Origin of the sequence: Micromonospora krabiensis, from assembly GCF_900091425.1 — a bacterium.
Taxonomy (GTDB): domain Bacteria; phylum Actinomycetota; class Actinomycetes; order Mycobacteriales; family Micromonosporaceae; genus Micromonospora; species Micromonospora krabiensis.
Genome location: NZ_LT598496.1, coordinates 526,860 through 550,945, shown reverse-complemented (window position 1 = coordinate 550,945; position 24,086 = coordinate 526,860). Strand labels below are relative to the sequence as shown.

Below are 24,086 nucleotides of genomic sequence, written 5' to 3'. Positions count from 1 at the left end.
GCTGGACGGCGTCGGTCCCGAGGTATTCCGGCGGCAGATGTGCCAGTCTGTCGAAATCGGCCCGGCGGCTCCGTCCCAGGAGTGAACGCGGCCACCGGGACCGCACAAGGCCAGGGAGACCGTATGGCGATCCAGCGGATGGACAACGTCCTCATCGTCGTCGACGACCTCGACGCGGTCATCGCGTTCTTCGTCGAACTCGGTGTGGAGTTGGCGGGCAGGGGGCCGGTCGAGGGGCGCTGGGTCGAGCGTGTCATCGGGATCGACGATGTCCGCCAGGACGTCGCGATGCTGAGAACCCCGGACGGTGACGGTCGGATCGAGCTGGCGAGGTTCCACACGCCGAAGGCGATCAGCGCCGCCCCGAGCGACGCGCCGGCGAACACGCTGGGCATCCGCCGCATCATGTTCGCCGTCGACGACATCGAGGACGTGGTTGCCCGCCTGCGTACGCACGGCGCCGAACTCGTCGGGGACCTGGCGCAGTACGAGAACCTCTACCGGCTCTGTTACGTCCGCGGCCCGGAGGGCATCATCGTCGGTCTGGCCGAACAGCTCGGCTGAGACGTCGCCGGCCTTCGGCGCAGCACTCGTCCGAGTTCACCGGGGCTGGAGCAGACCGCGCTCGACCATGAAGGCGCGCAACGTCTCCGCGTCCTCGCCGGACATCAGGCGACGGGGGATGACGGTCGCCGGCATCCGGCCGACGTACACGATCCAGAACTCGGGGGTGTCCCGCACCTTCGCGACCCCGTCCCAGGCGATACCGCCGGATTCCGAGCCGCTACGCATCATGATGTTGTCGTCGGTGATGTCGTAGCCGCCCTCGACGGCGTAGCCCGCGGAGCGGCGCCGGGCGCGCCACCGCACCCACGGCGCGTAGAGCACCGACAGCAGGCCGGCCAGGACCAGCGCGGTGCACAACGGCACGATTCGGTCACCCCACGCGGTGCCCCGCGAGACGGCGAAGACGATCACCCCGACCGCCGTGAGTACCGCGCCGATATAGCCGAACCTGCGCAGCCGGACGCTGCTGAGCGCTGCGGCCACGCGACCGGGGTAGGCGGGATCGGCGGGGACGTCAAAGCGAATGTGCACGGCAGAACGATAGTGCGCCCAGACGCTCCCCGGGCGGCGCCTCACATCCGGGCCCTCAGCACGTCGACCTCGCAGCCTGGCGCGAACGGGTCGAAGCCGTGCTCCACGAGCCAGCGGATCGCCAGCAGGCTTCGCAACGACCACCATGCGCGGATCACGTCCAGGTCGACCTCGGTGCCGTAGCCGGCGACGACGTCGCCGAGGCGCTCCTCGTGTCCGAGCGTCAAGATGGCCAGGTCGTAGAGGGCATCACCCTGGCTCGCCTCGGACCAGTCGAGCACACCGGTGACTTCGTCACCGTCGACGAACACGTGGACGATCTGCAGATCGCCGTGTATGAACACCGGTGTCCACGGCCGGAGCGCGGCCTCGGCGACGAGACGGTTGCGCGTGACCAGCTCGGTGGGGAGGACGTCGTTCGCGACGAGCCACTCGCACTCGCCGTCGAGGCGCGCGGCGATCTCGTCGAGACGGCGACCGGGCCACGGCGGCAACGGCGCGTCATGCAGCATCCGTACGGCGGCACCGGCCGCGGCCCACGCCGCCGGCGACGCGGTCGACGGCTCGCCGAGCCGGCCGAGGGCCCTCCCGGGGAGGGCGGCGAGCGCGAGCACGGGCGGCCTGCGCCACAGGATCTCCGGGGTGGGGATCGGCGCCAGGCCCATCGCCTCGACCTCGACGTCGGTGCGGGTCTGGTCGGAGTCGACCTTCAGGAACACGTCGCCGGCCCGCAGGGTCACGCGCTCCTGATGGCCGACGACCACCTCGACCTCTCCCATGTCAGCCAGTCTCAGCGAGACGACCACGGACGTCACCGGAATTCGGGGGCCACCGCGCGGTCAACCCGCTCCGGTGCTCGGCAGTCCGACCGACTCGCGCCGTTGGGCACGAGCGCGCTGAATGAGGAACCCGCAGGCGCATCCGGCGAGGCCTTCGCCGCCGACGTCGCGCTGTGGTGGACGACCCACCGCCACACCCACGTGGCGTTCGCCGCCCGGCTCCGCAGCCCCGAGATCGTCGGTATGGCCTGGGTCGCACTCCTCCCTCGGGCTCCGAGACCTGGAGCAACAGGTCGGCTGTCCGCGGACCTCCAGAGCGTCTTCGTCCTGCCGGAGCACCGCGGTCACGGAATCGGCTCGGCGCTCGTGGAGGCCGCGTCAGAGCACGCCACACGCCTCGGGGCCTCGCGCGTGACCGTCCACTCCGGTCGCAGAGCGGTACCGGTGTACGAGCGGCTGGGCTTCGAGTCTTCTCGACAACTGCTGCATCGGCCCGCGCGCTCGTGACCCGCCCGCCGCGGTAGCGGCGTAGGCAGGCGACCGACGAGCTGAGTGACTCTGACTGTCATGGCCGATCGTTAGCCTGCGCGCCATGACACGCAATCCACTGACGCACCTTCGACACGACTCGGGCAGGGACTTCGTCGGCCTCGACCTGCCGCCAGGGCGGGCCGTGCACGAAACCGCCGCCGGGCTTCTCGAGGAACCGATCCTGTGGATCAGCGACACCCGCCCGGATGCGAGCCTGTGGCGATCACTTCAGGATTGCCACGCTCGAACGGGTCTCTGGCCGCTGCTGCTCGAAGAGAGTCGGTACGAGGCAGGCCGCCCATGGACGACCGGCGAACTCGACCCGGGCCTCATCAAGTCCAGGCCGGGCGATCATGACGTCGACACACTGCTGGCCGGGTGGTGGTCCGCCTACACCGATGTGAGCGAGGACGACGACATGCTCAGCGCGCCCGAGCGGACGGCCATCACGGCACCGTTTGGCCAGCGCTGGCCCGGAATCGCACCCGCCGGGACACTGCAGGAGGACCCCGCTGCGCGGGCTGCCGACTTCGCGGAGCACCTGGTCGCCGCCGCGTGGCTGACCGCACCGCGCCTCGGGCTGAGCGCCAGTGCCCGCGGCGCGGATGCCTTGGCCGACCTGGGCTGGGGCGGGCCGTTGAACTACGAGAACGACACCGCGCAGTTCAGCACGGTGCTGCGCAGCTGGGAAGAACGCTTCGCGCACGAGTCGTCGGCCTCGGACCAGCCGTGCTCTACCTCAGCGTCGCGGCTCCGCCCACTGATACGAACCAGGCGCTGCGCATCGCTGCCGAACACTTCGCGTTCTGCCCCGACAACGTGTGGCAGTCCAGCACGAACACCCTCACCCGTTATGCCGAGAGCATCGTCGATCGATCCTGGTGGTCGTTCTGGTGGGACTGAACCGCGCCATCGACGCCGGGCAGAAGGGGCACGACAGCCAGACGCGATCGCTACGGGCTGCCCGCGCGTACGAAGGGTTGTACAGCCCAGTGGTGAGCGGCCCACGCCGGCACTGAGTTGGCGGAGAGGACCCATTCGTCGCCGCGCGTGCCGACGACGAGGTCGCCGTTCTCGAACCGCAACAACAGGCCAGCGCAGACATCGTCGCCGTCGTGACCGAGAATCACGGCGCCGTCGGTGAGCCGGGCGCCGACGAACCCGGAGAGCACATCCGGAGGTCGCGCCGGACCGACCCTCGTCTCGCCGTGCTCGGCCATCTCGTAGGGGTGGTACGGATTCTCCTTGGAGAGCAGGAGTTCGTCGCCACGGCCGTGCAGGCCGACCGGCACAGCGTGTTCGAAGCACAACCACGCATGCAGGAGGCTCTGCGCGTCCGGCTCGCGCTGGCCCCGATGCCAGTAGCGGGCCTCGGTCACGGCGTCGAGCCGTCGGTCGAGCATGCTGGTCAGCCAGGATGTGACGATCGCCGGATCACTGAAGCCCACGTACGACAGGTCATGCTCTACACCCAGCGACAGCCACACGGCGCGGGCGCTCGCCTCGTAGACGTCGCCCGCGCCGGTGTCGCTCTCGGTGATGACCACGTCCGTCACGATCACCCCCGTTCCCCCTGGAGAACTTTGCAGAGCCCACCGAGCGCCCAGCTCGGCCTCCCTGCGACAAGGGCCCGCGACCATCGTCGCCATCTCGATTCCGGGACGGTTCGACGTTGTCACCTCGACCGTGACCTCAGCGAATCGCGACGCGCGACTCGTCTGCCGGAGCAGACGGAAAGTGGTCATGGTCCGGATCATTCCAGGAGAACCTCGTCCTGGCGTGCCGGCAGGGAGCAGCGGTTATCGGGACCCGCCACGCCGGGGCGCCGGGAGCATGTCGTTGGCCAGCTGGCAGGATCCGCGCAGGCAGAATCACCGTGGCGCGGAAGGTAGGCGGCCGTGGTCGAAGTCCGACGTGACGGCGCGTTCTCGGTCAACAGCGTGGGCCTCACCCGCGACCCGTTCCCGCTGAGCTTCAGCGTCCGCGAGCACACCGGCTGCTGGGTGGTCCAGGCGACGGCGGCGCAGGCCGCTGAACTCGCGGACATCCTGTCCGACGCCGCGAAGGACACCGTCGTCGTGCTGGACGTCGAGACCAACAGCTTCCTGGACGAGCAGTACGTGCAGTGGAAGCCATCGCGAATAGCCGCTGCTCAGGGCGTCGACTGCTCGACGTTCGACCTGGGTGAGCTGGCCGCCGGCGTCGTCGGGCTCGACGAGGAGGTCCTCGTGATGCGCGCTGACGATGTGACCGGCTTTCTGGACGGCTGGTACCCGTACGAACTGACGATGGTCGGCCTTCCGGGAATCCCGAGCGCGGAGCGGTTGGACGAGATCGCGCTCGCTGTCGGAGCCGCCCGTCACGACCGGCCTGTCCTACCGACGCTCGCTGGCTGCCGTCTGTGGTATTCCGGGCACGACGACTGCTACGTCTGGGTGGAGTCAACCGATCGAAGGGTTCCCCTGGCCATCTTCGGTCGCCTGCTGACGCTGCTGGCCGGATCAGCCCTGGTGGCCGATGCCGAGCCGGTGGACGTGTCGGATCCGTCCGACGCTCTCGTCGAAGCCCTGGTCGCCGAGAGCCAGCAGTGGGTCGGGGCGCTCGGCGTGGTGTCCCCCACCGCGGTGGTCGTGAACCTGTCCGCCACCCCCCAGCCGTGGCGACTCGCCCACCCGCCTCCGGGCCGGGTCGATCACACCGCGGTCTACGACATCGCCGAGGCGACATGGCACCTCGCCGAGCCGGCACGAGCGGCCGTTCACCAGCCGGTCAACTGATCTGCTCGGCCAGCGCGACGACGATGCCCGCTGGGCCGCGAAGGTAGCAGAGCCGGTAGCTGTTCTCGTACTGCACCAGCTCGCCGATGAGTTCGGCGCCGTGTGGCCGCAAGCGGCCGAGGATCTCCTCGATGTCGTCGACGGCGAACACGACGCGGTGAGCGCCCACCGTGTTCGTCGGAGCGCGCAAGTCACCGTCTCGGGCGCGCGGCGTGTGGTACTTGGTCAGCTCGATCCGTCCGTGGCCGTCCGGGGTACGCATCATCGCGAGATCCGATCGGACTCCCGCGAGCCCCACGAGACGATCCACCGCGCTGCCCTCGACCGTCGCCTCGCCTTCCAGCTCCAGTCCGAGTTCGACGAAGAACGCCATAGCGGCGGCGAGGTCGTCGACGACGACGGCGACGTTGTCCATCCGCTGGATCGTGCCTCGCCGTGGGCGGGAGCCCCCCCTCGTTGGTGTCGTTCACGATGCTCTCCTCCGCGGGGGCGGTCGCCGGGTCCCTCGCACGCCGCTCGGGTTCGGGTGGTGCGATCCCGTCGACGGTGACGCAGCCCAGCAAAGCAAGCGCCGCCCCTTTTCCTCACCTCGGCACGCCGGACGGCACCCGAACCGGCGCGACGGCACGCTGCCTGGCGCGCCTCGTCGGATGGCGTCATTCCCGCACCACGGGGCCCTCGTCCAGGTGACCGGGGTCGCCAGGTATCTGGCCCCCCGCCGCGCGCTCCCCGTTCAGCGGGTGGCGGTGCAGGACGATCCCTTCCAGCACGCTCACTCCGGCAACGACCGCGAACAGGGTCGCCAGGGCGACCAGGCCCGGCACCAGGGGTGCCAGGGGCATCAGGACCAGGCAGAGCACGCTTGCGATGATCCGTCGTCGCGCGATTTGTCGATGGATTCGCCAGTGGGTGTAGGCGAAGGTGCCGAGGAAGAGCGCGGCGCCGCCGAAGAGCACGGTCCCCTCGGCGGCCCGAGACGATTCGAGGGGCTCCGTCACTACCTCGGACAGGCCGACGGCGACCGTGATGATCGCGAAACTGAACAGCAGGTGCCCGTAGACCATCACGGAGCGGCGGATGTCTGCCTGGTGCGCGCTCTGGTCCACTGCTTGCCGGAAGGCTCGGACACCGTAGATGAAGTATGTCCACCAGAGTGCGCAGACCAGTGAGTAGGAGAGGCAGATGGCGGCCAACCGGGCGAGGGTCAGCGGCTCTTTCACGGCTACCATCCCGACCTGAATTACCGACTCGCCGAGCACGAGGATGATCAGCAGCCCGTAGCGGTGTGTGTAGTGCAGCGACCGAACTCGGACCTCCTCGAGCGTCCGTCGGCCGAGCGAGGTGCCGACCACATCGACGAGCACCGCCATCGACCAGAGCACGATTCGCGTCGTACCGTGCAGCAGGCCACCCGCCAGCTGCAGCGGACCGGCCACCAGGCCCGTCCGGTAGGTGCGCAAGACCGGGGACCGCCAGCCGCCCGGGGTGCGCGAGGCCAGTGCCGCCAGCAGTACCCGCATCGCCAGGTAGGCACCGACGAATAGCAGACCCCGATCATCAAAGGCGTCGGGGACCGTCAGGGCCAATAGCAGACTGCCGAGCCCGAGGGCAAAGACCCCAGCCCGGTCCAACGCGTTGCCGACATCGCGTTGGTCGGTATAGATCGTGGTTCCAGTCCAGGCCCAATAGACGGTGACGTACAGGAGCAGTACCCGGCCGATTCCCGCCCAACTGTGGTCGTCGTGCAGCATGTGGGAGAACTGGGTGAGCGCGAACACGAAAGCCAGGTCGAAGAAGAGCTCTTCCCAAATAACCCCCTTCTCTGGAGGCGAGGTCGGCACTCCGACAGCATATCGACGGTCAAGTCGCGAAGATCCTAATTCGCCACGAGCGACCAAGCCGTAGACCAATCAGACGTGCCGACGAAGGTGCGCCGAGCGGCTGACCGCGTACCTGCCGGAAGCCGACCGGACGTAAGGGCCCTAGCCGGCAAGGCTCGTCGGCTCCTCCCTCCAGCCCCTGGTCCCACGCCCGAGCAGCGGCCACCTGCCGTCGGAGGCCGGGCGGGGTGGCCGGCGGTGCGCGGTCGGCGGCAAGGGGTCGCACCGTGCGTGGCAATGGTGGCCGCTTCCGTCAGGGCAGGCTGCGGCGCAGGATGTAGTTGAAGCCGAACTCTGTCTCGGTGGAGCGGACGTCGACGTAGCCGAGCCGACGATAGAAGCCATGCCCGGTGATGCTCGCGCCGGTCTCCATGTGGTCGTAGCCGTCGATCACGGCCAGCGCCTCGATGTGGCGCATGAGGAGCCGTCCTATGCCTCGACCGGCGGCCCGCGGGTGCACGAACATGGTGTAGACCTTGTTGCCGTCGCGGGACACCGTGCCGGCGATCCCGACCTCCGCCGCCACGAACATCTGTCGTTGGGTGGCGAGTTCCTTGAGGCGTTGTTCGGTGAAGTGGTCGCACATCCGCTCGATGACCTCGCTCGGATAGTCGCGACTGTTGACCTCACGCAGGCAGCGTTCGATGAGGCCCGCCACGGCGGGGGCGTCGGCGTCGTCGAACCGTCGTATCGTCGCCATCGGTCTATCTTGCTACGCGTCAAGCGTTGCGACGTATGGCGAGGCACCGCCGACCCGCGCGATGGTCGAGCGCATGGTGGTCGTCGCAAGCGGAGGCTGACCCGGCGCGCGATCAGCGGCGAGCACGGTTGCGCTCAGTCAGCGTGGTCCCAGCCCGGTGCGCCCGTCGATGAGTTCGCGCACGACATCCAGGTGACCGGCGTGCCGAGCGGTCTCCTCGATGACGTGCAGAACGATCCGTCGCAGGTCGGTGGTCTGCGACGCCAACGGCTCGTGCGGATGTCGGCCGGCCGGTGGCGCCGTCAACCGGGCCGCGGCGATGATCGCGTCCGAGATCTCGCACTGGTCGCGGTAGAAACCAAAGACCTGGGACGGCGATCGCGTCGTGACGAGCGGTGTGCGGTCGTCGGGCCAGGGCAACGGCTCTGCCGAACCGCGAAACACTTCCTGGAACCAGTGGCGCTCGGCATATCCGAGATGCTCCACCAGGCCGAGCGGCGACCATCCGGAGGGCAGGACCGGCGTTCGCAGCGAGGTCTCGTCCAGCTCCGCCAGGATGGCCCGGACACTGGCACGCTGATAGTCGAGGAACTCACACAGCGCGGCCTTCTCCACATCGATCTCCACCACGCCCGCAGGTTAGTAGCCGCCACCGACACTTCTCGGGAGCCAGCGACCTGGCCGTTGGACCTGAGGCACTCTCGTCGGCTTCGACAGGGCAGCGCCGAACGCGGGGTCGGCGGGTAGAAGCCGTACGTCGCTATCCGCGGCTGTCCTCGGACGGCTCAGGCCCGGCGGAACTCGGCAGGACCAACGCTTGAGCGGCAACGACACGTTCCCCGTTGAAGGTCAGCGCCGGCGAGCCGTATAACCGGTAGCCCTGGTCGAGGAGGCCGGTGACGCGGGCGCAGAATTCAGCGTCGTCGGGTCCGGTGATGAGCCGGTAGCCGAGCGGTTCAGCGGGATCTGGCACTGTCGCATTGTGCCGCCCGGCCGTGCCTGAGCCAACAGTCGTCGCCACGCCCCGTCGTGCTCGTGCGCGACCAGCGGCAGATTCGGATGCCGGGCGTTGGTGGAGGATGGATGCATGATCGGTGATCGGTGGGGCGTGACCGACAGCGAGATCTCGCGCCGCTATCCGTGCGACGACTTCGTCGTCTCACCCACCCTGCAGGCGTGGCGGGGTGTGCACGTCGAGGCGCCCGCCGACGTGGTGTGGCCGTGGGTGACACAGGTGAGGCTCGCGCCGTACTCCTATGACTGGATCGACAACCTCGGCCGCCGTTCACCTCGGGAGCTGGTAGGCCTCTCCGAGCCGCGAGTCGGGGAACGGTTCACTACTGCTGGCGGGCGAAAGCTGGGCCGGATCGTCTCGGTCGACCCAGGGATACAGCTGACGGCCACCATCATCGGCGCCTTCATGTCCTACGTCCTCGTGCCTCAGGAGCACCACACCCGCTTGCTGCTCAAGGTCGTCATGCAGACCACCCGCTGGGTCGCGCTCGGACTGTCCGTCGGCGACCTGATCATGGCTCGACGTCAGCTCGTGAACCTGAAGCAACTCGCCGAGCACCACCACGGCGGCACGGCCAAGGATTGAGCATCGGCCTCGTCGGCGTGACCCCGCGCCTCGCGGCATGTCAGTGCACGGCATCGCGGAACCTGAACACCAGGTCGGACCAGCCTGTGTCAGCTATCCCACCGTCGAGCGCCTCGCTGATTGTTCGTTCCTCATAGTGGAAATGTGACTCCATGATCGCCGCGAGTCCGTCAAGCTCACGGCCGATCGCTTCCAACGCCGCACCATGAGATCTGGCGGCGCGGTCAGCGAGTTCGGTTACTCGCGACAGGATCGATGCGATCATCTCGTGGTCCTCGACGAGGTTGGCGACGGTCCCCGCGAGGTCGGGGCGCTCCCGCAGTAGTTCGGCGAACATCCCCGTGTCCTCGCCCTGATGATGCGACGCCAACGCGGCGCAGAACGCCAGGCAATGGGTTACCAGTACGTCGTCGTCCGGTCGGTGCTGCCCCAGACCCGCCTGGAGCTCGTTGATCTGGCGACGCAGTTCGTGATGTGCCTGCGCGAGCTGCAGGCTGAACGCGACTGCACGGTCGCGGTCGTGGGAAGCCACGGATGGCGGCCCTTCGATTCCGCACCTCCATGCCTGACGCAGTCCGCCACCGGCACGCGATGCTGCCACTATCCGATCATGAGCATGGCGGAGTCGCAAGCTCGACCGGCCGCCGACGCGCAGCCTCACCTCGGCATGTCCGGCCATGTCTACGCTGCGGCAGTCGCGGTCCGCGGCAGATGCGGACACCGCTGGCGTGCGCCGACCAGACATGATCCCAGAGAACTTGCTCTCCAAATGGTGTCGGATCCGGGCCGAGTCGTTCGTAGAACGAGCGAGAGACGAACCGCGGAGGTAGAGGCATGGCCAAGCTGATCTACGTCACCAATGTGTCGCTTGACGGCTATATCGAGGACGCGAGCGGAGACTTCGCCTGGTTCCCACCCGACGACGAGGTATTCACATTCACCACCGATCTCGTGCGGTCCGTCGGTACGTTCCTCTACGGGCGGCGCCTGTACGAAAGGATGGCTGTCTGGGAAACCGACCCTGCTCAGGCCGCACAGTCCCGCCTCAGGGCTGACTTCGCGAGCACGTGGCGAGCGGCGAACAAGGTCGTCTACTCCACGACTCTCACCGCGGTGTCAACGGCCAACACCAGCCTGGAGCGCCGTTTCGACCCCGCCGTCGTGCACCAACTGAAGGCCACGGCCGGCAGTGACATCACCGTGGGAGGCGCCAACCTGGCGGCGCAAGCCATGCGGGCCGGACTGGTTGACGAGTGCCAGTTGTTCGTCTGGCCCACGGCCGTCGGAGGCGGCAAGCCGGGGCTGCCGACCAGCGTACGCACCGACTTCGCCCTCCTCGACGAACGCCGATTCCGAAACGGCGTCGTTCACCTCCGTTACCGCCCGCTCGGCCACTAGTACGGCAGCCGCCGTTTGAGATGTCGCTGGTGGGGCCGGTAGGCGAGGTGCGGCCACCGCGTGATCGTCTGTCTGCTGTGGACATAACTTCAGATTTGGCGGTGGCCGCGTGCCACAGCGTAAACCCTGCCCGGTGGCGGCAGGTCCTGGCCGGGGTGTGCGATGCGTTCGCGGGACGGTTCGGGCGGGTCGAGCCGCGGCGGTCGGCGGCGGCGTTTGTGACGGGGCTGCTGGCCGATATCGAGGTCAAGACGTGCTGGCAGTTGGCGGAGCAGGCCGGACACGCCCGGCCGGATGCGATGCAGAGGTTGTTGTATCGGGCGGTGTGGGACGCCGACGCCGTCCGCGACGACGTGCGGACGGTGATCGTCGACCGGTTCGGTGACCCGGACGCGGTGCTGGTCGTTGACGAGACCGGAGACCTGAAGAAGGGCGTGCACACGGTCGGGGTGCAACGCCAGTACACGGGCACCGCCGGCAGGATTGAGAACGCCCAGGTAGGGGTGTTCTGCGGCTACGCCAGCCGGCACGGGCACACGCTGATCGACCGCAGGGTCTACCTGCCGGTGTCCTGGACCGATGACCGGGACCGCTGCCAGGCCGCCGGAGTCCCCGACGGGGTCGCCTTCGCCACGAAGTCCGAGCTGGCCGCCGAGATGATCACCGGGGCCCTCGACGCCGGCGTCCCCGCCGGGTGGGCGGCCGCCGACGAGGCCTACGGCAACAGCAGCGTCTTCCGCGCCCACCTGCGCCAACACCAGCTGGGCTATGTCCTGGCCGTGTCCCGCAGCCACCTGGTGCCCCTCGACGGCGGCAAGGTCAAGATCCGCGCCGACCGCATCGCCGCCGAACTACCGGCCCCAGCGTGGCAGCGCCGCAGCGCGGGAGCCGGGTCGAAAGGGCCCCGCTTCTACGACTGGGCCTGGCTGGATGAGGTCACCACCGACGCCGACCCCGACGACGGTGGCAACCACAGCCTCCTGATCCGCCGCAACACCACCACCGGTGAGCTGGCCTTCTACCGCTGCTGGACCCCACAACCGGCCACCCTGGCCCAACTCGTGCGGGTCGCGGGCATCCGGTGGACGGTCGAGGAAAGCTTCCAAGCCGCCAAGGGTCAGGTCGGCCTCGACCAGCACCAGGTCCGCCGCTGGGACTCCTGGCACCGGTTCACCACCCTCGCCCTGGCCGCCCTCGCCGTCCTGGCGATCTGCGCCGCCGACGCCACCGACGACGAGCCTGCCGACACCGGACTGATCAAGCTCACGGTCAACGAGGTCCGCCGCCTGATCAACGCCTGCATCATCCACCCGCTCAGCAACCTCGCCCACCGTCTGCGCTGGTCACAGTGGCGGCGCCAGCATCAAGCCCGAGCCCGACAAGCCCACTACACCCGACGCCTCAACCTCGAACTCCAGCCATGATCCCGAACGGCGGCTGCCGTACTAGCAGGGTTACGCGCTGATCCGCGCGCTGCGGCCTCGCTACGGCGCTCGCCCATCCATCCGCAGTGGCCCCGCGTCGACGTGCTGTGGCGTGCGTCACGGCGGTTCACGTCCGGTTGCCCGTGTTCCGTCCGGTGGTCGTCCGTGAACACGAGAAGGGGACCGCCGTGACCATGTCGACCACCGCCACGATCGTTACCGTCGCCGCCGCGCTCTGGGTCGGTTTCTCCGCCGTCTCCGTCTTCATCCGTGCCAGGTGGGTCGTCCAGCCCCTCGCCGAATACGGCGTGCCCCGCTCGTGGTGGCCGTGGCTCGGGGCGGCCAAGGCCGCCGGGTCGGTCGGCCTGCTCGGGGGCCTGGTCGTGCCCGTCATCGGCGTGCTCGCCGGCGTCGGGCTCGTGCTCTACTTCACCGGCGCCGTCATCACCGTCCTCCGGGCGCGTTCCTACGGGCACGTGCCGTTTCCGCTGCTGTACCTGGCGCCGGTCGTCGCCGCCCTCGCACTGGCTAGATTCGCTGGCTGAACGCCCAGGTGAACGCTCCTCCGACGTAGGGCCGGTGCATGGCATGACGAGCTTCGACGATCAGCCGGACCAGGTGTTCGGCGAGCACCGCCGGCTGCTGTTCTCGGTGGCGTACCGCATCCTCGGCACGGCGGCCGACGCCGAGGATGCGGTGCAGGACGCCTGGCTGAAGTGGTCGACGGCCGACCGGTCGCGGCTGAGCGAGCCCAGGGCGTACCTGGTGCGGATCGTGTCGAACCTGGCGATGGACCGGCTGCGGTCGGCGCGAGCCCGTCGGGAGACGTACGTCGGTCCATGGCTGCCCGAGCCGATCCTCACCGACGGCGACACCGCCGACGACGTGACCGCGGCGGAGTCGGTGTCGATGGCGCTGCTGGTGGTGCTGGAGTCGTTGACGCCGCTGGAGCGGGCGGTGTTCGTGCTCAAGGAGGTCTTCGGTTTCAGCTACGCCGAGATCGGCGACGCCGTCGACCGCTCGGAGGACACCGTGCGGCAGGCGGCGCACCGCGCCCGCGGGCACGTGCGGGCTCGGCGACCACGGTTCCACACCGACCGCGCACGGCGGCGGGCCGTGACCGAGCAGTTCTTCGCGGCCGCCACCGGTGGTGACCTCAACGCTCTGATGCAGCTCCTCGCACCCGACGTGACCCTGTGGACCGACGGCGGCGGCAGGGTGCGCCAGGCGATGCATCCGGTCACCGGCGCGGCGCGGGTGGCGGCCTGGTTCGCGGCCATCGGCACCCGCCCGTACCAGGGCGTCGACCTCGCCGACATGGCGGTCGAGGTGGCGGACCTGAACGGTGGGCCGGCGATCGTGTTCCGCGGGGCCGGCCGGGTGATCGCCACGCTCAGTCTCGACCTCGGCGACGACGGCCGGATCACCGCCATCCACAACGTCGCCACCCCCGACAAGCTGCACGCCGTCGCCGACGGCACGATCCACCGCGTCGAACCCGGCCAGGACGTCATCCGCTGAGCGGACGGGTGTACGTGCGCACTACTCGTTCAGGAGCTGCTCTCGGAGAATGTCCGCGTGCCCGCAGTGGTGGGCGAGTTCGCGCAGCACGTGGAGATACACCCACCGCAGTGGCAGCGGCCCGCGCCGGTGCCCGGGGAGAATGTCGTCCAGACCCAGGGATGCCGTCGCACGGCGGGACGCCTCGCAGGCTTCGCGGTGCGCCTGTTGCACCGTGGCGATCGTGTCGTCGTCAGTGAGGAGGAAGGAGTCCTCCGACCGCTCAGGGATGCCCAGCTCGGCGCGCGACCGGCCCGTGACGGCTTCGTCGAACCAGACCTTCTCGACGAACGTCACATGCTTCACCAGGCCCAGCAACGTGGTCCGGGAGGCGACCAACGACCGACGTGCCTGTTCCTCGGTCAGCCCGTCCACGCAGGCGTTGAGCGCGTCGCGGTGCTCGTCGAGGAACGCCTCGAACTGGGCGCCGAGTGCCCGCGCGATGACCTGGTCGGCGAAGGTGGGCGGGTAGGAAGGCATGGTCGAAGCATTCCAGACCGTCGGCCCGGAGCCAGGAGCAGAGGCCCGCTTCCGCTCACTGGCGGCCCTGCGAGGTCACGCCGGGTCGGTCCCGGTGGGCAGCGAGTCGTAGTAGGGCTTCATCACCGGGTAGTAGTCGTCGAAACTCGGCGTGGACGCGTCGGCCCGCGCTGCCACCAGCATGTCCAGGTAGTACTCCCAGCCGGGGCCCATCTCGCCGACCACGTCGGTGCTGTCGAGGTGGTGCACGAGCCGCAGCTCGGTCTGACCATCGGTCTGCGACAGCAGCAGCTCGATCCGCCAGTTGCCGGACTCGTCGGTCGTCGACAGGGCCAGTCGCCGCGGCGGGTCGCAGGCGTCGATCCGGACGTCGAACCACGGCGCCTGATCCTCGTAGGCCATCTGCATCTTGATCATCCGCCCGGGGGCGGCATCGCCCACCCACGCTCCGAACCACCGAGCGGTGCGGTCGGATTCGGTCACGCTGGCCCACACGTCCTCGATGGGCGCCCGGAACGTGCGGCTGAGGATGAGATCGTGGCCGTCAGCGTTCGGGAAGAGCCGTCCGGTGGGCGGATTGGTCATGCCGTCTTCTCCTGTCGTTGATCCGTCGTGTCGCGCCGGCGGCGCTCGCGACGAGTGCGGTAGACCTCGGTCTCCAGCGCGTCGAGGCGACGCTCCCAACTGACGTCCCGCGCGAACTGGTCGAGCCACTCGACCAGAGCGGCGAACCGCGAGGCGTCCAGCTCGTAGAGGCGTTGGCGGCCGACGAGCGTGGCGCGGACCAGGCCGCTCTCCCGGAGCACCCGCAGATGCCGGCTGACGGCAGGCCGACTGATGGTGAACCGGTCGGCGATCTCCCCCGCGGGGAGCCGCTGATCGAGCAGCATCACCAGGATGTCCCGCCGCACCGGGTCGGCTATCGCCGCCGCCACCTCGTCCACCCCAGAAGCGTAACCACTGTGTTACGCGTCCGGCAAGGCCAGGGCCGACAGGGCCGCCGCTGCTCGGTCATGCCGGCGGACTGCCTTGAAAAGAGAATTTCGGGATGGTGTCGTATCGGAGCGCGGCCGCTCGTAGACCTTGTGCGCGGCGGCCGGCCTGGCCGCTGCACGCCAAGAATCGGGAACGGTCCTCGTCGGAGGACCGAGAGGAGACGACCATGCCGGAGTATCTGATCACCTTCAACGACGAGTGGGTGCCCCCGCACACGGCGGAGGAGATACGCGCGAAGGGCGTCGCCAGCCGCGCGGTGATGGAGGAGATGCAGGCCGCGGACGTCCTGATCTTCAGCAACGGCGCGCTCGACCGGTCCACCGCGTTGTGCAGTGTCGAGTTGGTTGACGGCAAGCCCGTCTTCACCGACGGCCCGTACGTCGAGACCAAGGAGCACCTCGGCGGCTTCGCCGTCGTGGAGGTGCCCGACGACGACGCGGCGCGATACTGGGCCGGCCGGCTCGCGACCGCGCTCGACTGGCCGCAGGAGGTGCACCGGTTTCGGGGTCCCGGGGAGGCCCGGCGTCACGGGGCGGCAAGGTGACCGTCACCGACGGCCGCCACCTGCTGGTGCCGTGACCGACCCCACCGTCGAGCAGGCGATCACCCGCGCCCACCACGAGGAGTGGGCGCGGGTGGTGGCCGGCCTCGCACGCCGTTTCGGCGACCTCGACGTCGCCGAGGACGCGGCGGCCGAGGCGTTCGCGGCGGCCGCGGAGCGATGGCCGCGCGAGGGCGTACCACCCAATCCCGGCGGTTGGCTCGCCACCACCGCGACCCGCAAGGCGATCGATCAGCTCCGTCGCGAGTCGCACCGCGACGCCAAGCACCGGGCCGCCCTGATCGTGTACGACGACTCGCCGCCACGGCCGACCGGCCCGGTCGAGGACGACCGGCTCCGGCTGCTCTTCACCTGCTGCCACCCGGCGCTGGCGATGGAGGCGCGGGTGGCGCTCACCCTGCGCCTGCTGGGCGGTCTCACCGTCGCCGAGATCGCGCACGCCTTCCTCGTGCAGGAGACGACGATGGCGCGACGGATCACCCGGGCCAAGGCGAAGATCAAGGCGGCCCGCATCCCCTACCGGGTGCCCTCGGCCGACGACATCCGCGAGCGGCTCGCCGGGGTGCTCGCGGTCGTCTACCTCGTCTTCAACGAGGGCTATCTCGCCAGTGAGGGGGACGACCCGGTGCGCCGTGACCTCACCACCGAGGCGATCCGCCTCGGTCGGCTGCTCCGCGCCCTCTTCCCCGACAACGGCGAGGTGGCCGGCCTGCTCGCGCTGATGCTCCTCACCGACGCCCGGCGGTCGGCGCGGGTGTCCCGCACCGGCGAACTGGTGACCCTCGACGAGCAGGACCGCGGCGCCTGGGACCCCACCCTCATCGCCGAGGGCAACGCCCTCGTTCGCGAACGGATCGAGGCGGTGGCGACCGGCGGCGACCCGCCCGGGCGCTACCAGTTGCAGGCCGCGATCAGCATGGTCCACACGAATGCCCCATCCGCCCGGGACACCGACTGGTCGACCATCGTGGCCCTCTACGGCAGCTTGGCGCAGCTCGACCCGTCACCGATCGTGCGACTCAACCGAGCGGTTGCGATCGCCGAGGTCGACGGCCCCGCGGTCGGGCTCGCCGAGGTCGACCGGCTCGCCGACGTCCTCGACGGCTACCACGCGTTCCACGTCGCGCGCGCCGACCTGCTGCGGCGACTGCGACGCAGCGGCGAGTCGCGGGCCGCGTACGACCGGGCCATCGATCTCGGCGGCAACCCCGCGGAGCGGGCCTACCTGACCCGCCGCCGCGACCAACTCGGCGACTGACACGGCCAGCGGACCCGAGCGGCCCGATCCCCTATGCTCGGGAGCCGACGCCGCCGGGTTGCGGTCGAGGAGGCCATGCGCTTGCGATTCGACCATCGTGACACCGATACAGACGCGAACATGGTCAACCGTGTGTGGCGCACTCGCAGTGACTCCGAGGACACGATGACATCCGCGGCGCGCACGTGCTGCCAGCTGATATTCACGCGGATGCAGGGGCAGCTACTCGCCAGTCTGCGCGGGCCGGAGACCAGGGCGACCACTGCGGCGGTCCCGCCGGACGCCGAGTTCCTCGGAATCCGGCTCACTCTCGGCACCGTACTTCGTCCGCATCCCGCGGCGTCGATCGTCAACGGGTACGTACCCTTCCCGGTGACGGACTCGGGTCGGGTCATCATCGGCGGTGAGGACTGGGAAGCGCCGACCTATGAGAACGCCGAGCAGTTCATCAGGCGCCTGCGGGACGCGGGACTGCTGGTGCGATCACGTCTGGTGGTCGAGGAGCACTCCGCCGAGCAGCCGCAGCGGCAGCTGTCCCCACGCACCCGTCAACGGCGATACCGGGCGATCACCGGCCTCTCGCGAACCGCCGTCACGCAGATCGACCGCGTCAACGCCGCGGCCACGATGCTGCGCGACGGCCACGACTGGCACAGGGTGGTCGAGGCGCTGGGGTACTTCGACCAGGCTCACCTCGCACATGCGCTGCGACGATACGTCGGACGCACCGCCCGGGGGCTGCAGGCGGAGGACGACGCCAAGGTGTCGTTCTTGTACAAGAACTGTCCGTCGCCCGGTAGTTAGCCTCCGTCTGCCGGTCATCCCGGCGGCTGGTCCCGATCCGGAACTCGGAGGAAAACCGTGCTGCTCAGCGTCAACGTCTTCGTCAGTCTCGACGGAGTCATGCAAGGACCAGGCTCTCCTGACGAGGACCGCTCAGGCGGCTTCGAGCGCGGCGGGTGGCTCGTCCCGCATGCCTCCGCGGAGACCAACGAGGTCGTCGAGGGCTGGTTCCGTGAGGCGGACGCCTTCCTCTTCGGTCGCACGAGCTACGGCCTGCTCGGCGGGTACTGGCCGAAGGTCACGACAGCTAACGACCTGATCGCCACCAAGCTGAACAGCTTGCCGAAGTTTGTCGTCAGCAGGACGCTCACGGACAAGGCGGCCGACTGGAGCCCGACGACGGTCCTCCGGGCCGACATCGTCGACCGCGTGCGCCGGCTCAAGGAGCTACCCGGCAAGGAACTCCAGGTGCACGGCAGTTGGAGGCTCGTGCAGATGCTGCACGAGGCCGGACTTGTCGACCTCTACCGGCTGCTCCAGTACCCGGTCGTCGTGGGAACCGGGAAGCGCCTGTTCCCGGACGGATCGACGCCCTCGACATTCGCGATCTCCGAAGCGGGCACGCGCGTGCTGCCCGGCGGCGTCATCTCGCTGACCCTGACCCCCACGAACCTCGGTGTGATCTCTGCGGGCGCGTACGCCGTGGAAGGGGGGCGCTCGACGACGGTCCTGGACTGACATCGATGCCCGGCTGAGCCCGAACTCAGGCCCGTACCCTACGGGTCGTCAGAGCCCCTGCCCGACCTCCACCAGATAGCCGTCGGGGTCGCGCAGGTAGCAGCGGATCTCGGTGCCGTGGTCCTTCGGCTCGGTGATGAAGTCCGCACCCCTGGCTTTCCACTCCGCATAGAGCTTGCGGATGTCCCGCACCCGGACGTTCATCGCGCAGCTCAATACGTTGGGGTCCTGGGGAGCCCTGGCCTGCACCATCGGCTTGTCGTCCGTCGGACCTCCCTCGTCGTTGATGATGATGTAGCTGTTGAAGAACTTCATGATCAGCGGATTGCTCTCGTGGACGCACTCGGCGCCGAAGACCCGCTCGTAGTACTCGCGGGAGCGAGCCACGTCCCGCACGATCAGTAGGGTCGCGAGGAACATCCCGTCGGCAGGCTCGAAGTAGTCGGGAGCCGGGTTTACCAAGGCCATGAGCACCCCCGTGTCGTTCCAAGGGCGGCGGCATGCCCGGTATGACCGGATCTAAACGGGTCGCCGGCCCGATGTCGACTGCCGGCGACATCGGGCCGCTCCCGCATCGGACCCGCCGTCGGCCGATCACGCGCCAGCGGGCAGTCGGGTGTGCCGGGGGATTCGGCCGAACTTGCCGGAGTGGAAGTCGCGGTACGCCTGCTCGATCTCGGCGCGGTTGTTCATGACGAAGGGGCCGCTGGCGTAGACGGACTCGCCGATGGGCCGCCCGGCGAACAGCATCACCCTGGTCTGCTCGTCACCGTCACCGGTGGCCAGGGTCAGCGTGGTCGGGTCACCCTGCCGGGACACCGGATCGGACCAGGCGGTCTGCCCGGCGTGCACGGTCCGGCCGGCGATCGTCAGCCGGCCCGAGACCACGTACGCGAAGGCGCGCTGGTCCCCGTCGAGCACCTGCGGGTAGGCGGTCCTCGGGTCGAGCGTGATCAGCATGCCCAGGATCGGCCAGTGGTTGACCGCCGGCCCGCACGCCGACCCGGACTCCCCGGAGATCAGCTGGACCAGCACACCGGGCTCGGTGTGCATGGCGTGCTCGCCGGCGCGCAGGTCCTGGTAGCGGGTGGGGACGAACTTCTGACTCGCCGGCAGGTTGACCCACAGCTGGAGGATGTGAGCCCGCTCCGAGCGGGCGGCGACCTCGCGGTGGATGATGCCCCGCCCCGCGGTCATCCACTGCACGTCCCCCGGCCCGAGCACACCGGCGTTGCCCAGGCTGTCGCCGTGCTCCAACGCCCCGTCGAGGATCAGGGTCACGGTCTCCAGCCCGCGGTGCGGGTGCCACTCGAATCCCGGCTGGTTGACCAGCTCCTCCCCCATCAGCAGGAACGGATCGGTCCAGGCGTCGCGGCCCGGCGCGATGATCAGCGCACTGTGATCGGAGGTGGCGGTCGGACCGATGTGCACCTTGTCGAGCACCCGATCCACCCTCCGCGTCGCTGGTGCGTCCTGCGCGGCCATGATGCGTTCCCCTCTCGTCGGTCGGACAAAGCGTCCCGCCGACCGATCCGGGTTGGCAAAGACCACCCAAGTTACTTACTCTTGATAAGTGAAGAAGCCACCCGGCACCCCTCCCGACGAGGAGAGCTGCCTGCGCATCCTGCGAGCGGTCGACATCATCGGGGTCCGCTGGACCGGGCCAATCCTGCTCGCCGCGGCCCGTGGCGCCCGTCGGTTCAAGGAATACCGGGCCATGGTGCCGGGCATCTCGGATCCGCAGCTCACGCTGCGACTCAAGGACCTACAGGCGCGCGGGCTCATCGAACGCACGGTGATTCCCAGCACGCCGGTTCACATCACGTACGCCCTCACGCCCGGCGCCGAAGAGCTGATCGCCGCCCTTCAGCCCCTGTCACAGTGGGGTGAGCGACACCTCCCCCGCGACAAGACCTGACCGGAGAGGGCCCCGCCCGACCGGCGGCCGGCGCGCCGCCACCGGTGGTACGCGGATGTACCGCACCGGCGGGGGAAGCGGGTTAGCGTCCCGGAATGACGCCACGACCGAGCGGCGAGCCCGGCATCGGGGAGCGCATCCGGGCGCGTCGCCAGCTCCGCGGCTGGAGCATCCGGTACGCCGCCAGCCGGGCCGGCGTCTCGCACGCCACCTGGAGCCGGATCGAGAGGGGCAGGCAGGCAGCCGACAACCGCTTCACGCTCGCCGACATCGCGGCGGCGCTGGACTGCGCGCCGGCCGAGCTGACCGGCGTACCGGTACCGGCGGCTGATCGGGATGTCGTGGCCGCGCACGCCGACGTGTACGCCATCCGGCAGGCCCTGGTCGACGTCGACCTTTCCGAGCCGGGCACCGAGCCCTCGACCCCGCTCCCCGAGTTGGCTCGGACGGCAACCCTGGTCGACACGCTGCGGCAGGCGTGCGACTACGCCGGCGCCGCCCGCCTCCTGCCGCGCCTGCTGCGTGGTCTGCACGCGGAGACCGCCGGCCCCGACCGCGCCGTCGCTCTCCGGTTGCTCTGCGACGTCACGTTCATCGCCTCGTCGGTGTTGCGCAACCTCGGCCGCCCCGCCGACGCGTGGCTCGGCGCCGAGCGCTGCCGGGACGCGGCCGAGGCCACCGACGACCTGACGCTTCGGGGATACGCCGCCTACGCGCGTGCCTGTGCGGCTGCGAGCTGCGGCTCCTACCAGCGGGGCCTCACCCTGGCCGAACGCGCGGTCGACGAGTTGCGCGGACACACCCACGAGGCGGGCGTCTCCGAGGTGCTCGGCGCACTGCTGCTGGTCTGCGCGATGGCCAGCCGCGGGCGCGGACGCCTCGACGACAGCCGGGCGTGGTCGGCCGAGGCCGCGGAGCTGGCCGGGCACACCGGCGAGACCTCCACGATGGGCCTGTACTTCGGGCCGACCAACGTCGCCATCTGGCAGATCGGCATCGAGGCGGACGGCGGCGATCCGGGCCGGGCCGCGGAGATCGCCCGCGTGACGAACCCGACGGCCATCCCGGTCGGTTTCCGGCAGGTGTTCTACTACGCCGACACCGCGCGCGCCCTGACCCGGCTGCGGAACCGGGACCGCGAGGCCATCCGCTTCCTGCTCACCGCGGAGCGGCTGGCGCCGCAGCACGTACACACCTCGGCCCTGGCCCGGGAGACCACCCGCGCGCTGCTGGACCGCTCGAGCCGCCGCGCCGGCGGCACGGAACTCCGCGGCCTGGCGGAGCGCCTCCAGGTCACGGCCTGACCTCGATCGGCCGCGTCGACAGGGGGCCGGGAGCCCACTGCCCCGAGGGCTAGCGTGCGGCCAACCGCTCCAACAGGCCGGCGCTCCGGGCGAGCAACGCCCGCTCCTCCTCGGTGAGTTCGTCCTCGATGGCCTGCGCGTGCCCGCCCGCCGCCGCGGCCGTGATGTTTTCGTGATGCTCTGGATGAAATCGGCTCCACGGGCGAGGCGTGTCCGTCGCAGAACACGCCAACCACCACGGAGGGAACTGACATGCGTCCCATCGCCCTCGGGGTCGTCGCCCTCACCGGCGCCGTCCTGCTCACCGGATGCGCCGGGAACACCGACGGCCAGGCGGTCGGCGGCCGGGCCGGCGGCTCGACGGAAGCGCCGGTCTCCGCTCCGGCCGAGCCCACCGGCCCGTCGTCGCCGACGGCCCCCACCACGACGGCCCCGACGACGCCCACCGCCACGACCAACGCCCGCACCTCTGACCTCTCACAGCTGCGCAGGCTCGGCATCTCCCTCGACGCGGACGTGCTGATCGACGTGGCGGACGACGGCGTCGACCGGTGGCTCGAGGTCGCGCGGGACGGATCTGTCGACTTCACCGGCGGCGAGCACACGAACACGACGATGATGTCGCTGACCGCCGCCCCCGTCACCGAGAGGAACCGGGTCCTGCTGAAGCCGCCGTTCTGGAGCGAGGAGGTCGACGACGGCTACTGCGTCACGGACACACCCGGCGCCACGCTGCGCCTGGAAGAGTGCACCACCGGCAGCGGTGCCCAGATCTGGGAGGTCGTCCCCGCCGGGGACTCGGGTCAGTTCGAGCTGCGCGGCGCGTACGGCATCCTGCGCGTCGAGGACGGCCGGTTGACCACCGGCCCGTCGGGGCGCACGGGCCTGCAGACCATCACGTACGCGGACTGAGGACAGCCATCTCCATGCGCGACCCCGAGGATTTCGACTCCTTCTACGCCGCCTCCTCCCGCCGGGTGCTCGCCCACGTCTCGATGATGGTGGGCAGCCAGGCGGAGGCGGAGGACTCCGTGGCGGAGGCGTACCTGCGCGCCTGGAACCGATGGCACAAGATCAGCCAGTACGACAACCCCGAGGCCTGGGTGCGCCAGGTTGCCTATCGGCATGCGGTCAGCACCTGGCGCAAGGCGGTGAACCGGCTGCACGCCCACCGCCGGGAGGCCGCCGACGACCACGTGGACGGGCTCAACCCGGACCACGTGGCGATCGTCGGGGCGTTGCGCCGGATCCCCGCCGGCCAGCGCCAGGTGATCGTGCTGCACCATCTCGTCGGACTGAGTGTCGCCGAGATACAGGTGGAGACCGGCATCCCGGCCGGAACCATCACCACCTGGCTGGCCCGAGGGCGCAGAGCCCTCGCCGCCCACCTGACCGACCGCGACACCTACGAGACGGGCCGGGAGCACCGCGATGCGTGACGACCATCTGCAGGAAGGGCTGCGCGCGTACGCCGACCGGGTGGAGCGCGGCGCGACGGTCGCGCCGGCGAATGAGATCCGGCGCCGGGCCGGACTTCGACGCCGCAACCGGACGGTCGGGGCGGCGTTCGCCGTCGTCCTGGTCACCGCGCTGGGCGCCGGTCTCGCGGTGAACCGCGGTGGCGACCAGGGCCGTCCCTTCGAGCCGGCGGTGACACCGAGCACCTCGGTGAGCCCTTCCACCGGCATCACCGCCCGGCCGGGTCCGCGGCCGACCGGAAACGTCACGTCGGACGTTTCGCAGCTGCGGCAGCTCGGTGTCGACCTGCAGACCGGCGTGCTGATCGACGCGGCGGACGACGGCGTCGACCGCTGGATGCAGTTCCGCGACGACGCGACGGTCGACTTCACCGGCACCGCCAAGGACAGCTCGACCGAGATGGTGCTCCACCCGGCGCCGACGACCGCCGTCAACAGCGTGCAGATCGTTCCGAAGGCGTTCGGCAACCAGTGCGTGGCGGCCACCCAGGCGCCGCCGCTGAAGCTCGTGCCGTGCGAGGTGAACGACGCCAGCCAGGTCTGGCGGGTGGTGCCGGCCGGCGACTCGGGGCAGTTCGAGCTGGAGGGCGCGTACGGCATCCTGCGCGTCGACGGCGGTCTGATCACCACCTCCAGCGGCTACTCCGGCCTGCAGACCATCCGCTTCTGAGCTGGCTCCGCGGCCGGACCTGGTCGCTGTGGCCCAGGTCGACGGCGAGCCGGTCCGCGGCGTCCTCCGCCGAGCCGTCCGGGTCGACCTCGGACCGGCACGCGGCGCGGGGCGCCCGTGGCGGACGCCGCCGCCACGGTCGATCATTGGGC

At 69.8% G+C, this 24,086-nt stretch carries 31 protein-coding genes and 1 pseudogene; 18 read left to right on the top strand and 14 right to left on the bottom strand.

What is annotated here, in order from left to right; genetic code table 11:
- Positions 1 to 123: 123 nt before the first annotated feature.
- Positions 124 to 564 carry a VOC family protein gene (locus GA0070620_RS02570; protein ID WP_091588165.1) on the top strand — a complete coding sequence of 147 codons (441 nt, stop codon included), beginning with the start codon at positions 124 to 126 and terminating at the stop codon, positions 562 to 564.
- A gap of 36 nt (positions 565 to 600) precedes the next feature.
- Here the strand turns inward: GA0070620_RS02570 and GA0070620_RS02565 are convergent, their stop codons facing one another.
- Positions 601 to 1,098, bottom strand: a complete 498-nt coding sequence (locus GA0070620_RS02565) for a YcxB family protein (protein WP_091588162.1) — start codon at positions 1,096 to 1,098, stop codon at positions 601 to 603.
- Between the two features lie 41 nt (positions 1,099 to 1,139).
- Entirely contained in the window at positions 1,140 to 1,904 is a 765-nt protein-coding gene (locus GA0070620_RS02560; protein WP_231922176.1) for a phosphotransferase family protein, read from the bottom strand.
- On the opposite strand from GA0070620_RS02560, the gene GA0070620_RS34205 reads away from it, so the two are divergent.
- Positions 1,848 to 2,384, top strand: a complete 537-nt coding sequence (locus tag GA0070620_RS34205; protein ID WP_091588156.1) for a GNAT family N-acetyltransferase — start codon at positions 1,848 to 1,850, stop codon at positions 2,382 to 2,384. The genes GA0070620_RS02560 and GA0070620_RS34205 overlap by 57 nt on opposite strands.
- Positions 2,385 to 2,469: 85 nt before the next feature.
- Positions 2,470 to 3,311 (top strand): annotated as a pseudogene (locus GA0070620_RS34200) (DUF4253 domain-containing protein).
- Positions 3,312 to 3,361: 50 nt separating this feature from the next.
- Here the strand turns inward: GA0070620_RS34200 and GA0070620_RS02545 are convergent.
- Positions 3,362 to 3,970, bottom strand: a complete 609-nt coding sequence (locus GA0070620_RS02545; RefSeq protein WP_231922174.1) for a hypothetical protein — start codon at positions 3,968 to 3,970, stop codon at positions 3,362 to 3,364.
- Between the two features lie 336 nt (positions 3,971 to 4,306).
- On the opposite strand from GA0070620_RS02545, the gene GA0070620_RS02540 reads away from it, so the two are divergent.
- Positions 4,307 to 5,185, top strand: coding sequence for a hypothetical protein (locus tag GA0070620_RS02540; protein WP_091588154.1), 879 nt, complete (start codon positions 4,307 to 4,309; stop codon positions 5,183 to 5,185).
- Here the strand turns inward: GA0070620_RS02540 and GA0070620_RS02535 are convergent.
- From GA0070620_RS02535 to GA0070620_RS02515, 5 genes are all read right to left on the bottom strand, one after another.
- Complete coding sequence (locus GA0070620_RS02535) at positions 5,178 to 5,600, bottom strand: VOC family protein (RefSeq protein ID WP_091588151.1); 423 nt, start codon at positions 5,598 to 5,600, stop codon at positions 5,178 to 5,180. The genes GA0070620_RS02540 and GA0070620_RS02535 overlap by 8 nt on opposite strands.
- Before the next feature lie 241 nt (positions 5,601 to 5,841).
- A complete protein-coding gene (locus tag GA0070620_RS02530) occupies positions 5,842 to 7,026 on the bottom strand; it encodes a low temperature requirement protein A (protein ID WP_157741508.1) in 1,185 nt (394 codons plus the stop codon).
- Between the two features lie 292 nt (positions 7,027 to 7,318).
- Entirely contained in the window at positions 7,319 to 7,765 is a 447-nt protein-coding gene (locus GA0070620_RS02525; RefSeq protein ID WP_091588146.1) for a GNAT family N-acetyltransferase, read from the bottom strand.
- 138 nt (positions 7,766 to 7,903) lie between these two features.
- Positions 7,904 to 8,395: a DinB family protein gene (locus GA0070620_RS02520; RefSeq protein ID WP_197677528.1), complete on the bottom strand. Its 492-nt coding sequence runs from the start codon at positions 8,393 to 8,395 to the stop codon at positions 7,904 to 7,906.
- Between the two features lie 130 nt (positions 8,396 to 8,525).
- Positions 8,526 to 8,738: a DUF1737 domain-containing protein gene (locus GA0070620_RS02515; RefSeq protein ID WP_091588144.1), complete on the bottom strand. Its 213-nt coding sequence runs from the start codon at positions 8,736 to 8,738 to the stop codon at positions 8,526 to 8,528.
- Positions 8,739 to 8,852: 114 nt separating this feature from the next.
- Between GA0070620_RS02515 and GA0070620_RS02510 the strand changes: the two genes are divergently transcribed.
- Complete coding sequence (locus tag GA0070620_RS02510) at positions 8,853 to 9,365, top strand: polyketide cyclase (RefSeq protein ID WP_091588141.1); 513 nt, start codon at positions 8,853 to 8,855, stop codon at positions 9,363 to 9,365.
- Positions 9,366 to 9,405: 40 nt separating this feature from the next.
- Here the strand turns inward: GA0070620_RS02510 and GA0070620_RS02505 are convergent, their stop codons facing one another.
- Positions 9,406 to 9,897, bottom strand: coding sequence for a hemerythrin domain-containing protein (locus GA0070620_RS02505; RefSeq protein WP_091588139.1), 492 nt, complete (start codon positions 9,895 to 9,897; stop codon positions 9,406 to 9,408).
- Between the two features lie 302 nt (positions 9,898 to 10,199).
- On the opposite strand from GA0070620_RS02505, the gene GA0070620_RS02500 reads away from it, so the two are divergent.
- The 4 genes from GA0070620_RS02500 to GA0070620_RS02485 all read left to right on the top strand — a co-directional run bounded on the left by GA0070620_RS02500 (position 10,200) and on the right by GA0070620_RS02485 (position 13,708).
- On the top strand, positions 10,200 to 10,763 hold the full coding sequence (locus GA0070620_RS02500; protein WP_091588137.1) for a dihydrofolate reductase family protein: 564 nt from the start codon (positions 10,200 to 10,202) through the stop codon (positions 10,761 to 10,763).
- A gap of 101 nt (positions 10,764 to 10,864) precedes the next feature.
- Positions 10,865 to 12,187, top strand: coding sequence for an IS701 family transposase (locus tag GA0070620_RS02495; RefSeq protein ID WP_091587524.1), 1,323 nt, complete (start codon positions 10,865 to 10,867; stop codon positions 12,185 to 12,187).
- 194 nt (positions 12,188 to 12,381) lie between these two features.
- The gene (locus GA0070620_RS02490) at positions 12,382 to 12,732 is read left to right on the top strand and encodes a DoxX family protein (RefSeq protein WP_091597847.1); all 351 of its coding nucleotides are present in this window, start codon (positions 12,382 to 12,384) and stop codon (positions 12,730 to 12,732) included.
- Between the two features lie 43 nt (positions 12,733 to 12,775).
- A complete protein-coding gene (locus tag GA0070620_RS02485; RefSeq protein ID WP_091588134.1) occupies positions 12,776 to 13,708 on the top strand; it encodes an RNA polymerase sigma-70 factor in 933 nt (310 codons plus the stop codon).
- A gap of 21 nt (positions 13,709 to 13,729) precedes the next feature.
- Here GA0070620_RS02485 and GA0070620_RS02480 read toward each other — a convergent pair whose 3' ends face one another.
- The 3 genes from GA0070620_RS02480 to GA0070620_RS02470 form a co-directional block, all read right to left on the bottom strand.
- Entirely contained in the window at positions 13,730 to 14,227 is a 498-nt protein-coding gene (locus GA0070620_RS02480) for a DinB family protein (RefSeq protein ID WP_091588132.1), read from the bottom strand.
- A gap of 75 nt (positions 14,228 to 14,302) precedes the next feature.
- Positions 14,303 to 14,812, bottom strand: coding sequence for an SRPBCC family protein (locus GA0070620_RS02475; RefSeq protein WP_091588129.1), 510 nt, complete (start codon positions 14,810 to 14,812; stop codon positions 14,303 to 14,305).
- On the bottom strand, positions 14,809 to 15,171 hold the full coding sequence (locus GA0070620_RS02470) for a metalloregulator ArsR/SmtB family transcription factor (protein WP_091588126.1): 363 nt from the start codon (positions 15,169 to 15,171) through the stop codon (positions 14,809 to 14,811). Before GA0070620_RS02470 ends, GA0070620_RS02475 begins: the two co-directional genes overlap by 4 nt.
- A 218-nt stretch (positions 15,172 to 15,389) precedes the next feature.
- On the opposite strand from GA0070620_RS02470, the gene GA0070620_RS02465 reads away from it, so the two are divergent.
- The 4 genes from GA0070620_RS02465 (at position 15,390) to GA0070620_RS02450 (ending at position 18,564) form a co-directional block, all read left to right on the top strand.
- Positions 15,390 to 15,767 carry a YciI family protein gene (locus GA0070620_RS02465; RefSeq protein ID WP_091588124.1) on the top strand — a complete coding sequence of 126 codons (378 nt, stop codon included), beginning with the start codon at positions 15,390 to 15,392 and terminating at the stop codon, positions 15,765 to 15,767.
- 31 nt (positions 15,768 to 15,798) lie between these two features.
- Positions 15,799 to 17,043, top strand: coding sequence for an RNA polymerase sigma factor (locus tag GA0070620_RS02460; protein WP_091588122.1), 1,245 nt, complete (start codon positions 15,799 to 15,801; stop codon positions 17,041 to 17,043).
- 120 nt (positions 17,044 to 17,163) lie between these two features.
- Positions 17,164 to 17,847 (top strand): helix-turn-helix transcriptional regulator, encoded by a 684-nt coding sequence (locus GA0070620_RS02455; protein WP_091588119.1) that lies wholly within the window; start codon positions 17,164 to 17,166, stop codon positions 17,845 to 17,847.
- Between the two features lie 57 nt (positions 17,848 to 17,904).
- Positions 17,905 to 18,564 (top strand): dihydrofolate reductase family protein, encoded by a 660-nt coding sequence (locus tag GA0070620_RS02450; protein WP_091588117.1) that lies wholly within the window; start codon positions 17,905 to 17,907, stop codon positions 18,562 to 18,564.
- Positions 18,565 to 18,612: 48 nt separating this feature from the next.
- Here GA0070620_RS02450 and GA0070620_RS02445 read toward each other — a convergent pair whose 3' ends face one another.
- Together GA0070620_RS02445 and GA0070620_RS02440 are read right to left on the bottom strand one after the other, a co-directional pair.
- Positions 18,613 to 19,032 (bottom strand): VOC family protein, encoded by a 420-nt coding sequence (locus GA0070620_RS02445; RefSeq protein ID WP_091597845.1) that lies wholly within the window; start codon positions 19,030 to 19,032, stop codon positions 18,613 to 18,615.
- Positions 19,033 to 19,158: 126 nt separating this feature from the next.
- Positions 19,159 to 20,007, bottom strand: coding sequence for a pirin family protein (locus tag GA0070620_RS02440; protein ID WP_197677526.1), 849 nt, complete (start codon positions 20,005 to 20,007; stop codon positions 19,159 to 19,161).
- Between the two features lie 130 nt (positions 20,008 to 20,137).
- Here GA0070620_RS02440 and GA0070620_RS02435 point away from each other — a divergent pair, with 130 nt between their 5' ends.
- The 5 genes from GA0070620_RS02435 to GA0070620_RS02415 all read left to right on the top strand — a co-directional run bounded on the left by GA0070620_RS02435 (position 20,138) and on the right by GA0070620_RS02415 (position 23,934).
- Positions 20,138 to 20,482 carry a winged helix-turn-helix transcriptional regulator gene (locus GA0070620_RS02435; protein ID WP_091588112.1) on the top strand — a complete coding sequence of 115 codons (345 nt, stop codon included), beginning with the start codon at positions 20,138 to 20,140 and terminating at the stop codon, positions 20,480 to 20,482.
- Positions 20,483 to 20,577: 95 nt separating this feature from the next.
- Entirely contained in the window at positions 20,578 to 21,786 is a 1,209-nt protein-coding gene (locus GA0070620_RS02430; RefSeq protein ID WP_091588110.1) for a helix-turn-helix domain-containing protein, read from the top strand.
- A 252-nt stretch (positions 21,787 to 22,038) separates the two neighbouring features.
- A complete protein-coding gene (locus tag GA0070620_RS02425; RefSeq protein WP_091588107.1) occupies positions 22,039 to 22,698 on the top strand; it encodes a hypothetical protein in 660 nt (219 codons plus the stop codon).
- Positions 22,699 to 22,712: 14 nt separating this feature from the next.
- A complete protein-coding gene (locus GA0070620_RS02420) occupies positions 22,713 to 23,225 on the top strand; it encodes a SigE family RNA polymerase sigma factor (RefSeq protein WP_091588105.1) in 513 nt (170 codons plus the stop codon).
- Positions 23,218 to 23,934, top strand: coding sequence for a hypothetical protein (locus GA0070620_RS02415; RefSeq protein WP_091588103.1), 717 nt, complete (start codon positions 23,218 to 23,220; stop codon positions 23,932 to 23,934). The genes GA0070620_RS02420 and GA0070620_RS02415 overlap by 8 nt, the downstream gene beginning before the upstream one ends.
- Positions 23,935 to 24,086 lie beyond the last annotated feature (152 nt).